Annotated in this window: 10 protein-coding genes; 4 read left to right on the top strand and 6 right to left on the bottom strand. The window is 55.6% G+C overall.

Annotation, left to right across the window (positions count from 1 at the left end; translation table 11 throughout):
- Positions 1-614: 614 nt before the first annotated feature.
- From LOC67_RS13215 to LOC67_RS13190, 6 genes are all read right to left on the bottom strand, one after another.
- Positions 615-1,361 carry a YebC/PmpR family DNA-binding transcriptional regulator gene (locus tag LOC67_RS13215; RefSeq protein WP_230263081.1) on the bottom strand — a complete coding sequence of 249 codons (747 nt, stop codon included), beginning with the start codon at positions 1,359-1,361 and terminating at the stop codon, positions 615-617.
- A 53-nt stretch (positions 1,362-1,414) separates the two neighbouring features.
- On the bottom strand, positions 1,415-2,461 hold the full coding sequence (locus LOC67_RS13210) for a hypothetical protein (RefSeq protein ID WP_230263080.1): 1,047 nt from the start codon (positions 2,459-2,461) through the stop codon (positions 1,415-1,417).
- A 100-nt stretch (positions 2,462-2,561) separates the two neighbouring features.
- Positions 2,562-2,999 carry a 30S ribosome-binding factor RbfA gene (gene rbfA / locus LOC67_RS13205; RefSeq protein WP_230263079.1) on the bottom strand — a complete coding sequence of 146 codons (438 nt, stop codon included), beginning with the start codon at positions 2,997-2,999 and terminating at the stop codon, positions 2,562-2,564.
- A gap of 126 nt (positions 3,000-3,125) precedes the next feature.
- The gene (gene infB, locus LOC67_RS13200; protein WP_230263078.1) at positions 3,126-6,209 is read right to left on the bottom strand and encodes a translation initiation factor IF-2; all 3,084 of its coding nucleotides are present in this window, start codon (positions 6,207-6,209) and stop codon (positions 3,126-3,128) included.
- 483 nt (positions 6,210-6,692) lie between these two features.
- Positions 6,693-8,174 (bottom strand): transcription termination factor NusA, encoded by a 1,482-nt coding sequence (gene nusA / locus LOC67_RS13195; RefSeq protein WP_230263077.1) that lies wholly within the window; start codon positions 8,172-8,174, stop codon positions 6,693-6,695.
- 219 nt (positions 8,175-8,393) lie between these two features.
- Positions 8,394-9,230, bottom strand: coding sequence for a hypothetical protein (locus LOC67_RS13190; RefSeq protein ID WP_230263076.1), 837 nt, complete (start codon positions 9,228-9,230; stop codon positions 8,394-8,396).
- A 498-nt stretch (positions 9,231-9,728) separates the two neighbouring features.
- Here LOC67_RS13190 and LOC67_RS13185 point away from each other — a divergent pair, with 498 nt between their 5' ends.
- The 4 genes from LOC67_RS13185 (at position 9,729) to LOC67_RS13170 (ending at position 12,685) form a co-directional block, all read left to right on the top strand.
- The gene (locus LOC67_RS13185; protein ID WP_230263075.1) at positions 9,729-10,157 is read left to right on the top strand and encodes a prepilin-type N-terminal cleavage/methylation domain-containing protein; all 429 of its coding nucleotides are present in this window, start codon (positions 9,729-9,731) and stop codon (positions 10,155-10,157) included.
- A gap of 158 nt (positions 10,158-10,315) precedes the next feature.
- The gene (locus tag LOC67_RS13180; RefSeq protein WP_230263074.1) at positions 10,316-10,807 is read left to right on the top strand and encodes a response regulator; all 492 of its coding nucleotides are present in this window, start codon (positions 10,316-10,318) and stop codon (positions 10,805-10,807) included.
- Positions 10,800-12,335 carry a PAS domain-containing sensor histidine kinase gene (locus LOC67_RS13175; RefSeq protein WP_230263073.1) on the top strand — a complete coding sequence of 512 codons (1,536 nt, stop codon included), beginning with the start codon at positions 10,800-10,802 and terminating at the stop codon, positions 12,333-12,335. The genes LOC67_RS13180 and LOC67_RS13175 overlap by 8 nt, the downstream gene beginning before the upstream one ends.
- A 17-nt stretch (positions 12,336-12,352) precedes the next feature.
- Positions 12,353-12,685, top strand: coding sequence for an STAS domain-containing protein (locus LOC67_RS13170; protein WP_230263072.1), 333 nt, complete (start codon positions 12,353-12,355; stop codon positions 12,683-12,685).
- Positions 12,686-12,687: the final 2 nt, after the last annotated feature.

The raw sequence follows: 12,687 nt of genomic DNA, 5'->3' as shown, positions 1-12,687 counted from the left end.
ATGACGCGGCCACAAAGGTAAACTTTGTGGCCGCGTTTTGTTTTGGTCACAAGAACCGTCGCTAGCGCGATCACGGTCAGGTTGAAAGTTCCATCAGCCACTGTCGCGCCAGCGTGCGGGTCTCTACAAACTGGTAGTGGACGAAGCGATGAGTCCATCCCCTGGGCTGCTGCCTTCTTTCCCGCTGAGGGATATACGATCGCCGCAGTTGTCGGCAGCCGGAGGATGCAAAACATTGCGTCACAAGACAAGAGCCTTGCGACGAGAGTTGAATTGCTCGTGCGAGGCTCCCGCCTCGCACGCGATGCCTCGCGGGCTCTGCCCGCCAATGAAGTTCGAAAATCACTCAACCGTCGCTAGCGCGATCACGGCTCAGTCTGATTGTCCCATCAGCCACTGACGCGTCAGTGTGCGGTTCTCCACAAAGCGGTAGTGGACGAAGCGATGAGTCCATCCCCTGGGCTCTTCCTACCAGACCACAACATGATCGCCACAGTTGTCGGCAGCCGGAGGCTGCAATTCAGTGCGTCGCAAGGCGGGAGCCTTGCGACGAGAGTTGACCGTCGCTAATGCGTTTTCGGCTCGGTTCAACACATCACAACCCGACCGTTGTTTTAATCTTCCGACATCATGTCGTCGGTGATGTTCAGATTCGTACTGACATTCTGAACGTCGTCATGATCGTCCAATTGCTCCAACAACCGCATCGCCTTCTTGCCGGTTTCGGCGTCAACTTCGACGGTCGTTTGTGGAATCAGCGTGATCTCCTTGATCTCTGGTTCCAATTCGGCAGCTTCAAACGCTTCGGACAGCGATTGATAGGCATCAGGAGCCGTTGTGACTTGCAACTTTCCTTCGTCAGTCGTCTCGACGTCCTCACCGCCATTTTCCAAAGCAATCTCGGTGACCTGATCCTCATCAACGCTCTCGGCATCGAATACGAACAAGCCCTTACGGTCGAACAGATACGACACGCAACCGGTTTTGCCCAGCTCGCCGCCCATCTTTGAAAACAGCAAACGCAGTTCTGGGGCAGTACGGTTGCGATTGTCGGTCAGGCTTTCGCACATGATTGCGACACCACCTGGACCGTAACCTTCGTAGATGATTTCTTCGACTCGGCCTTCACCGGACTCGCCCGTGCCACGTTTGATCGCACGTTCGATATTGTCCTTGGGCATACTGACGGCCTTGGCATCGTCAATTGCCTTTCGCAATTTGAAGTTCGACGAAGGATCACCGCCACCAGACTGAGCCGCGCTGATAATCGCTTTGCTCAACTTACTCCATAACTTGCCGCGGGCCGCATCCACACGTCCTTTGCGGTGCTGGATGTTCGCCCACTTGGAATGACCTGCCATGACTTAACCAAACAAGATGATGTGAAGGGGGACCGAGAAAGCTGTGGTCTGAACTATCGCGGCTTTCGCTTGGAAAGCTTGCGGTTCGATGCCTTCTTGGTAGTTTTTTTCGTGGTCTTTTTCTTAGCTGACTTCGCCTCGTCGGACTCTGGCTCATCATCAGCCGTCGCTGCTGCGGCCTTCTTCTTCGTCGCTTTCTTAGGTGTAGCCTTCTTGGTGGAAGACTTCTCAGCCGAGTCTTCGTCTGCTTCGCTGACCTTTTTCTTAGCCGACTCTTTCTTCGCCTTTGTAGACGATTCAGGAGCCGACTTTGAGGACTTTTTTGCGGGTTTCGCCTCTTCGGCATCCGCGGATTCTTCAGCGTCTTTCTCGGCTTTGCGGCGTCGTTTGACACGTCGAATGGCAGCCTTCTTGCTCGCTTCCCATTCGTCGTATCGTTCAGCCGAACCCTTTTCCACAGCGTCCAACAGCGCCCGGGCGGTTTTGTCGCTCGGATCCGACATCAACGCGACGCCCGCTTCATGCAATAGCGCCGAGAACTCAACAGCTTTGCTTTTGGGAACTGCTCGTTCCAAGCCGGGAACTTTGCCAGCGGATGCTTCCCCTTGGCTTGCGATACCGGTGGCCAGCATGATGACCATCGCGGCATAGTCGATTGGGATCGAGTGACCGCCGAGGCCATGCTGGACGGTATAGCTCAGGATGAACGGAGTCATCGCTGTCATGGCCTCGAACTTCGCAACCGCCTTTCCCAAGTTCTCTTTCTTGAGGTGGTCGAGATCGAACGCGTAGAACTCTTCAAAGACCGCTTGCAGGACATCTTTCAGACGTCGCGCGGTCTTCGGTGGGTCTGGCATTCCAGACAAGACTTGTGTCAGTTCAGTTACCGTCGTGACACGGACTTCGTTCCAATCAAAGAACTCTTGCTCGCACTTGGCCAGCCCTTCGTCCGCCAATTCGTACGGCGCGTCTTGCAACAAAGCTGCGTAGAGGATGTGTTCCAGCAGGGGTCGCGATGGTTGCGACGGTGGCACTGAATAGCGTTTTTTCAGCTCGCTATGCAGCTTCGAAATCAGCTTCGCGCGGTTACTTGCGGCCATTGTTTTGGGTCGTAGCGTGTTTAATTAGATTTGGCGTCAGTTGGTCGCCGCAATCTTGGTCGTGTTGAAAATCTTGATGTATGTTGCGGTCCGGAATCGACTAGGGCGATTCCGTGCTGTGCGAATCGGACGAGGGATCGATTTCAGAATCCGTTTCATCGAAGTCATCATTGTCATGACCGTCGGCTTCTTCACGTTCGCGGCGAATCTTGCCAAGCAACTCGCCGACCACCATGGCGTTTTCCATGCCGCGGTTCAGTTCGAACTGCAAACGCGGGGTGAATCGTGTATCGATCCGACGTGCAACTTTAGATTGCAAAAAGCCTGCGGAGTTCTGCAGACCCAAAAGCGATTTTTGCTTCTGTGCTTCGTCGCCCATGACGCTGACCGAAACGGTGGCCTCGCGCATGTCGGGCGCGACCTCCACACCGATCACGGTCACGTCTTTGACTCGGGGATCACGCAATTCAGTAAGAATTGCCGACGCGACGACTTCGCGGATCGCTTCGGCAGCTTTTAACAGTCGACGACTGGTCACTATCAGCCTGGGGAGAATGATGGAAATGAATGGAGGGACGGGAAAAGGCGAGTCGGCTTAAACGAGCACTCCGCCGTGACCGAACCGATCACGACGGAATGTATTAATCACCGGCCTTGGCAAATATCAGTCGAGCGTCCGCGCGACTTCTTCAATTCGGTAGGCTTCCAGAACATCGTCCTGTTTGATGTCGTTGAAACCTTGAAGACGGATACCACACTCCATTCCACGTGGCACTTCCTTGATGTCTTCTTTGATCCGGCGAAGTGAATCCAGACCGTAGTCACCGATCAGACGGCTATCGCGGTAAACACGAATTCGGCAGCCACGGTGGATCGCACCGGCGGTGACGTAGCAACCCGCAACGGTTCCCACTCGGCTGATCGAAAAGACCTGCTTGACGACTGCTTGTCCCAAGTCGACGACTCTCTCTTCAGGCTTCAATCGGCCTTCGATCATCGCCTTGATATCGTCGGTCAACTTATAGATGACTTCGTACCGACGAATTTCGACTTTACGTTCGTCAGCCAAGCTACGTGCTTGGTCGTCTGGAATCACGTTGAATCCGAGGACGACGGCATCGGAAGCATCCGCCAGCGTGACGTCAGCAAGCGTAATACCACCGACGCTGCGCTGCAGCACTTTGATTTCGACTTCGGGGTGTTCGAACTTGGTCAGTTCTTTGTCGATCGCTTCCAACGAACCCTTCACGTCCGCTCGGATGATCACGTTCAACTTGACCTTTTCTTCGTTCTGTCCCAAACGACCTTCTTGAAGCATCGATTGGAAATTTTCAAACGAAACCTTGGTCGTCGAACCTGACAGCGACTGACGGCTGGACGCTTCCGCACGGGTGGCGGCGATTTCACGAGCGTCGGCGATATCGTCGAGCACATGGAAACGGTCACCTGCACCTGGAGGCGACTCCAAGCCCATCACGCTGATCGGCGTGCTCGGTCCAGCCTCATTGATCGACTGTCCGGTTAGCGTATCGTTCATCGCTCGAACGCGACCATAAGTCGGTCCGCAAACGATAATGTCACCGACACGCATCGTACCGTTCTGAACGACCATCTTTGCGACGACCCCGCGATCACCTTGCTGTTCTGCTTCCAAGCAGACACCAAGGGCGTCACGATCTGGGTTGGCCGAGTACTCGTTCATTTCGGCGACGGTCAGGAGAACTTCGAGAAGTTCATCCATCCCTTCACCGGTGATGGCACTGGTGCGAACGACTTCGACATCGCCGCCCCATTCACTAGGTGTCAGTTCGTGCTCGGTCAATTGAGTCAGAACACGGTTCGGGTCGACGCCTTCCAAGTCACACTTGTTAAGTGCAACGACGATAGGAACCCCGGCCGCCTTGGCGTGGCTAATCGCTTCTTCCGTCTGCGGCATGATTCCGTCGTCTGCAGCGACAACCAAGACCGCAATGTCAGTCACGTTGGCACCACGAGCACGCATTTCGGTAAATGCTTCGTGACCAGGCGTATCGACAAAGGTTACACCACGACCGTCTTTTTCGACCGTGTACGCACGAATGTGCTGGGTAATCCCGCCGGCTTCACCACTGACGACATTGATGCCGATCAGGTAGTCCAGCAAGCTGGTTTTACCGTGATCGACGTGTCCCAAGAACGTCACGATCGGTGGACGTGCCACCAACGAATCGGGGCTATCGACTTGGCTTTCGATCTCGGCAATCAACTCGTCTTCGAGCGTTTCCGATTCCTTGAGCTGCAGTTCGAGGTCGAGTTCGGCAGCGATGACCTCAGCCGTTTCGAATTCCAATTCGGCGTTGATGTTGGCCATGATCCCCATCGTCATCATTGACTTTAGGACCTTGGCCACAGGAACACTGGCCGCTTCGGAGAAGCTACGAACGGTACAAGGCAATTCGATCTGAACTGGCTCTTTACGAGGCGCTGCGGTGTTTGTCCCGCGGTGCTGCAATGTCCGACGCTGTGACCGGCCGTCTTCGCGCGAGTAGCGTGACAGTTCAGAACCACGTCCGCCTCGGCGACCGCCACGGTCGGCGCGGGCCCTGGCCATTCCGGCCAAACCCTTGCGACGTTTATCGTCATCTTCTTCTGCGCCACCACGGCCACGCTTGCCTTTCTCGGTGAAACCGGAAAGACCACCACGTTTCGCACCGGCAGCATTGCCAGCAGTTCCACCACCACGCTTGGAGGTTTCGGCAGACTCGGCAGCGAGCTTGTCCAATGGAGCTTTGACGCCTTGCTTATGGCCGGCGATCAAATCAGGACTCAGCTTGATGTCAGGCTTTTGAGCCTTAAGCTTGTCATTCGTTTTTGGCGCGACGTCTTTTGGAGCGTCTGGCAGCGACGCCATATTGATCGCGATCCGTGGCTCACGGCGTTTGGGCTTGTTATCACCGCCCTTTTGCTCTTCGCCACCACCTGCAGCGGCAGGACGTTGATCCAAAGAACGGACTCGACCACCGCCGCCTAGCTTGCCACCGCGAACTGCCAGCGGCATCTTCGCACGCTCCGCCGGACGCGGGGGCGATGGCTGCTGGGCCGCTGGTTGAGCGGGCTTGTTTGCCGGTGGCTGCGATGGAGCTGGACCACGCTGCGGTGCACCAGCCTGACGCTCTGGGGCTGGCTTGTCAGCACGAGGAGGTCTTTGTGCCTGCTTCGGCGGTGGATCAGCGGCACGCTTTGGCGAACCGGGTTTGGTACGCGAAACCCGGCCGGCAAGACCACTTCCACTACTGCGTTGTGGCCGAACGCTTCCAGCTGGCAAACGCACATCTGGCGTCTGCGCGGGTTCCGGTTCGGACGCCTTGGGCGTCTCATCGACCGGCGGAAGTGGTGCCGGAGCACGCAGTTTCGGTTCTGGGCGAGACTTCGATTCGGTACGTTCAGGCCGCGCCGGCTCAACCGATTTACCAGATGGTGCACCGGGACGAGCGCCCCCACCATCGATATTCATTGGGCGGCGTTCTGGTCGAACAGACTGGCGAACGGCGACTGGTGCTCGCTGCGGCTCTTCTGCCACAACAGGAGCTGCCGGCTTCGGGGACGCCTTCGCCCCACTTAAATGCTCGCGCACGCGTTGGACCTCGTCATCGGTAAGACTAGCCAATGCTGAGCCCTTGCCGGTGATTCCAACTTTTTTGACGAGATCTACCAGATCTTTACTATCGAGATTTAATTCTTTTGCGAGCGCGTAAATGCGTGCTGCCACGGGGTGAAAATCCTGTCAAATTTGGGTGGAACCGATCGCCTTCAATCTTTCGCCTAGCGATTTCGCGTTCCTAGTATTCTTTAAGTCACATAAAACTCTCCTCCATCGGCCGGCATTGCGAATCCCAGTGGCCGCAATAAGTTGCGGCGTCGGTTCGCGATCGAGTCCCGATCGTTGGATCAGTCCCGGATGAGGCCCGGAAGGTTTGTCGTCTCTTGATTTAGTAGTCGAGCCACGCCGATCCAAATCGTCGTGGCCCGCCAGATTCGCAAAGGATAGCGAAAAACGGCGTTCGGCAAGAGGTCCGACCTAGGGGCATTTCACGATTTCAACTGACTTTTTCAATCTCTGCGTCGAAAAACGCAATTCGATGAACTTTTGCTGTTAAAATCGCCGGATCCTGAACGCCCTATCAGCCATGATGCGGGGAACGCACCCCATCCACCCAGCTGAACCTGTTTCAGGATCACCCCAGATCGACCACTAACTTTCCTGTTGTGGCTTGGCTGCCTCAGCATCTTCGGTCTCGTCGGCAACCGCTTCTGCGATAGCCGGCTCAACTTCGGTGCTTTCGACATCAGCGCCACCCACCTCTTGCTCTTCAGCAGGCTCGGTCCCTTCCACAGACTCCTCAGCGGGAATGTGATCGGCCGCAACGGCTTCACCATCTTCCAACTGAGCTTCCTGTAAAGCCGCGTCGACCTGAGCCTCGACGGCTGGTTCCTCGGAAGCTTCGACATCCTCACTGGACTTCGGAGCTGGCTGACTTCCGCCACGCTCTTGGTCCCGGCGAGCCTGCCGTTCTTCGGCTGCGGCCACTTCGGCTTCTTCAGCCTTTTGCTCGGCCATATCAACAATCAGCTCCACCTGCTCCTCGGTGAGGCCACTCATTTCCATGAATTGATCGGGTTCGATCACGGAGAGATCGTCATAAGACAAATAACCCTGTTCGACGAGCGACTGTGAAATCTCCGCCGTCATCCCATCGAGCTGACTAAACGCTGCAACGGCTCGCTCGATTTGCTCTTCAAGCTCACCGGCAGTCATGATTTCGATGTCCCAGCCGCACAGCTTACTGGCCAAGCGAACATTTTGGCCGCGACGACCGATCGCCAAAGACAGTTGATCTTCTTGGACCAAAACGATTGCCCGGCCGATCATATCGCACAACAAAACCTGCTCGACTTCGGCCGGTTGCAATGCGTTCGGAATCAAGACTTCAGGGTCGGTGCTGTAGCGAACCACATCGATGTGTTCACCGGCAAGTTCTTCACGCACCGCTTTAATGCGGCTTCCGCGGTAGCCGACGCAGACAGCGATCGGGTCAACTTGGGAATCTTCGCTGCTGACGGCGACCTTGCTTCGATAGCCCGGCTCACGACTGATTGAATTGACCGCGATCACGCCTTCACTTAGCTCTGGAATTTCTTGTTCAAAGAGACGCTGAACGAGCTGCGGCCGAGTCCGGCTTAATACGACACGGACACGGTTTCCGGCCGACTTGACTTCGAAGACAACCGCGCGAACACGCTCACCAGCATGCAATGTTTCATGAGGGATCTGTTCACTACGAGGCAAAATCGCTTCGACATTGCCCAAGTTAACGGTAGCGACTCCACCGTCGGCACGACCGATGATCCCAGCAACCATTTCGCCGATCTGTTCGCGATATTCCGACATCAGCGAATCGCGCTCGGCTTCACGAACCTTTTGAATGATGACCTGCTTAGCGGTCTGAGCCCCGATTCGACCGATCTGGTCGTCGCCAAGCGCTTCGCCGTCCAAGCTTGCGTTGATGCGACCATTTTCTCGGTCGAGACGAACAACGATATCGGCATCCTCGCCGTACTGCCGCTTAGCAGCCGTTTGCAGCGCCGCTTCGATCGCTGCGAAGACATGTTCGGTGTCAATATTCTTCTCGCGGTGCAGCGAGTCGACGTAACGCAGGATGTCTTGTGGGTTCATAGTTCTATTGACGTTCCTGACCAACGAATGACGAGATGAGCGAAAATTGGAATCAGATCACGGCAACGCTCGTCCGCCCTCCGTGGGCTCGCGCATCAGCTGCACCTCATGTGCAACCGACCGGCGACTTGGGAAATCTGATCCTTTGTGACAAAAAAGAAACCCGGACCTTTTGGCAGGACCGGGCATCTGCGTGTACCAGTGCTGTGAAAGTTCAACTTACTGATATGGCCATGAAGTGTCAACCAAGAACGGAGTCCTCAAGTCCACCTGTGCGACCGAATCGAAGGCACCCTGCGAAGGGACAATGACTCGCATGGTAAGCCGCCCAACAGCAGGTAATGTACTGCCGCCCAGGATAGCGCCGCCCCGTATTTTCCCGCCCCTAGCGACCAATCGCCGTTCCACCGTTGACCCGGCAAGCTCCTGCAGTTCTACGGCTTCCAAAGGTAGCCGAACTCGCGCGATCCCTGGTGAGCTGAACCGTAGAGTTCGAGTCCACACGAAGGGTTGATCGGCCGCATCAACATAGCCGTCAAAGTCGAGCGCGGGCCGTACCGGCATCAGCGAAAACCGCGCAGTAATATCGCCAGGCATTTCAACGGGATGTTGCTTCCCCATAAGCACTGTGTCGCCTTGCTCATCTAGCAAGGCAACTTCAACGATCCATCCATCAGTCTCCGCATCAGCATCCCAATTGACCAAGTTTGCATGAAACGAAGCTGCGCGAACCTTTACGCTTTTCCGTGGAGCTGTTCTTGCGGAAGGTGCTCTGGGAAGTTCGTAAACACGGTCGCCAATCTGTAGTCGGCCGGCAACTTGGTGCCTCCGCATATCAGCAGGCTTTGACATTTGCTCTGCTAGCGCAGCCGTGTCTGGTGCAGGCAAGATGCTTGGTCCCTCGGCTGACGATTCAACCTGGTCAATCCGTTGGGCAACAACATTGCGACCATCAACTTCGCTGCCAATGACCTCGCTGCCTTTGACACGAATGGCGACGCAGGCCATCAAAATGGCAAACACGATGATCCAAATTGGGCGGGTCTGCTGGTTCAAGGTGGAAGGTCTCGGCGTAGTTGGAAACGATCAGTGAACGCTTCTCAGTTACGCAAAAGTGATACCGCTTCTCTCCTGGTCTGCCTCAACGACCCGCACTTCGATGGAACGGTTGGTCGGTTTCGAACCAGCTTCGCCTCGCAATTAACGGACTCAAACGCGACTCCCATCGGTTCGAAAACTCGCGTCTACAAAAACTGAAGCAGGTTAACGCCCCCATCATGGCTGTTGAAAAGACGCAACAGCGACTGTTTCGATTCTCCAACGGCTGTCGACCAGTCGCCATTCTGAACCGGTCGCAACGGTTCTCATGATCGCAAACCGTCATGACCCACTACAGAGTGGGCGAAAAAACTTGATTTCCGCAAAGGACAACTTGCGAAGAAATTTTCCGTCCTAGCTTTTGGTGCATCACAAAACGCCGCTCGATCGGCAACTGGCTTTTCAACGTGCAACAAGCCTTCCCCACAGCAGTCAATCATTCAGGGCATCAGATTGATGAATCGACTTAAACGAAACGCGTTCACATTGATCGAAATGGTGATCGTCATTTTGATCTTGGGAATCATCGCAGCGGTCGCCGCTCCGCGTATGTTCACAACGGCCGAACAAGCCGAAATCAACACCACCCGCCAACAGCTTGCCGTTCTGCGTAACGCGATCGAAATGTATCGCGCTCAAAACGGTGCTTATCCAGCCAACGGTGAACTCGACACTGAGTTGGCGACGATGTTGAACGGTCCTTTTCCGTCCCCATCCGTTGGCCCGGTGAATGGACTCAGTGGTGTGTACTACGACACAACAACGACAGCCGTACCGGTCGCTCCGTCACCCGATGCGACGAACGGTTGGGCATACAAGCCACACAACGGAAGCTTGAAATTGAATCTTGATCCGGGCGGCAGCGACATCGGACGCGACTGGTAATCGCGATCGCCCCTGCGGCGATACCTGTCGCCGCAGGATTCGCGTCATGGCAATGTTGCTTTCGGGTTCATGTTGCTGACGAGGTTCAACACCATCGTGCAATTGACTCCAAAGGCAAAGCTCTTGTCCCACTGCTTCGACTTTGCACCGGCTGATCTATGACCACATCAACGCAACCACCGATAGTTTTAATCATCGAAGACGATCCTGTTTTTCGACGAGTGCTCAGCTTTACCGTTTCAAAAACGGGGCTTGCGGTTGAAGCGGTTGCCGATGGTCAAACGGGACTTGATCGATTGATCCAAGGCGATATCAGTTTTCTGGTCACCGACTATCAGGTCCCTCGACTCGAGGGCATCGAACTGCTTCGTGCGATCCGCAAGATGCCCGAGCTATGCGATTTGCCGGCGGTCCTTTGTACGGCCAAAGGCTTTGAAATCGATAGCGAACAGCTACGCAAAGAGTTTGATTTGGTTGCCGTTTTGCACAAGCCATTCAGTCCAAGGCAGCTGAGCGAATTGATCGTCCGAAGTCTCGAATCGCGTGGCGTGACCATCCAACCCTCGTCATCGAACTCCCCTACGTCGATGACTTTTCCAAGCAGCTATTTCGGCTCGACTCCTCCACCCTCCGGTAGCATCCATGGGTGAAGTCCACCAAGACGTCAGCACCATTCGCACATCAACCGGATTCGAAGCTTCATCGGATCCGAATGCGGTTTCGGCAGCGGTATCAGCAGCAACGTCGTTCCGTACCCAGCCGCTGATCACGACACGGATTGGCATCCTGTTTTTTGTCGCCGCGTGCTGCGCGCTTGCTTGTGGCGCCGCTTCGGGAACATTCCCCGACGACCGCTCGTTTTCATCGGTCATGTGGATCGCCACCGTTGCCGTATGCTCACTGTGTGGATTGTTTTCGATTCGGTCGGTGCGAACACTTCGAACCATCGAATCAGAATTGCGCCGTAGTGGCGGACGTCCTCAAACATGGCGACAGGTGCGTCCGTTGATTGGCGAAGACCCGATCACCGAAGCTTGGAACGAGCTACTGCGTGAAGCAACAGTCTCGCACGAACCCTCGGAAACTCGCACACTCGCGACGCTTGATCAGGAAGCGATCACGTTGGCAAGGGCGATGCGAGGCTTGCCGACCGCTTGGGTTATCACCGACTTGGATGGCCGGATGCTCTTTATCAGTGCACCGGCTTGTGGCCTTTTCGGCTTGTCCGATCAAGCCAACCACGGCGGCCGAGACTTGCTCGATCTTTTGAATCTTCGTGCGGGCGATGATTCGGTCCATACCAAACGGAATCGACTGCTTAGCAACATCCGCATGATTCACGAACGACATCAAGTCATCCTTGGTGGCGAACGCGTTCACTTGCGTATCTCACGCAGCCGGCTCGACGGACGTGTCGGCGACGGCGAAGGCTTGGCGTGGATTCTATCCGACGTGACTCAGCAAGAACTGGCGACGAAATCTCGCGACCAGTTCCTGATGACAGCGACACATGAGCTGCGCACCCCACTGAACAACCTGCAAGCCTACGCCGAAGCACTCGCGGCCGAAGAGCAACTGGAAATCGAGCGACAAAAAGAGTTCTGCAACGTCATCGTGTCGGAGTCTCATCGACTGGGCAGACTCGTTGATCAACTGCTGACCGTTGGCCAGATGGAAGCCGGGTCGATGGTTTCCAATCGACATGAGCTTGAAATACTACCGATGGTGGAATACGCGACGGATCAAATGCGTGCCCAGGCGGAACAAAAACGGCAACGCCTACTTTGCGAACTTTCACCCAAGCTGCCAACCGTCCTCGGCGACCGTGACAAACTGCAAGCCGCACTGGTGAATTTGATCGGAAACGCCGTCAAATACACACCCGAGAACGGCGAGATCCACGTCCGCGCCGAAGTCCAAGACGGATGTATCCGCATCGATGTCCAAGACAACGGACTGGGAATCGAACCGGACGAGCAGGAAAAGGTCTTCGAAAAGTTCTATCGAGGAACCAACGCAGAAAATAGCCACATGCGAGGCAACGGGCTGGGTTTGGCATTCACCCGTGAAGTGGTCCGAATGCATGGTGGCGATATCGAGCTGCAAAGCACTATCGGTGAAGGGTCGATGTTCACGATGCGTTTGCCCATCGGCGGACAATCTCGCAGCGGAATCTAGCCATGGGAACCGAACCGATGTCCAAAATCGAGAAACATGGAACGGTCTATGTCGTTCGCAGCGAAGGCCCCCTTCGCGGCGAAACAACCATTTCGCTGGATGAACTGTTCAGCGGAACGATGGTGGGCCACACACCGGCGGTCGTTGTTGACCTTAGCGAAGCCGCGTTGATCGACGGATCTGGCTTGGAATGGCTGGTCGAACTGAGCGAACGGTGCTGCCATCGTGGCGGATGCTTGCGACTTAGTGGCGTCAGCGAGTTGTGTGCCGACGTGTTACGCATCACCGGTGTCGGCTCACGAATCGAATCGTTCCCCGACCTGACAAGCGCCTTGGGAAGCTTCGCCTAACC

Source organism: Stieleria sp. JC731, assembly GCF_020966635.1.
GTDB lineage: Bacteria > Planctomycetota > Planctomycetia > Pirellulales > Pirellulaceae > Stieleria.
The sequence above is the reverse complement of the archived record's forward strand: the minus strand, read 5'-3'. Positions and strand labels throughout refer to the sequence as shown.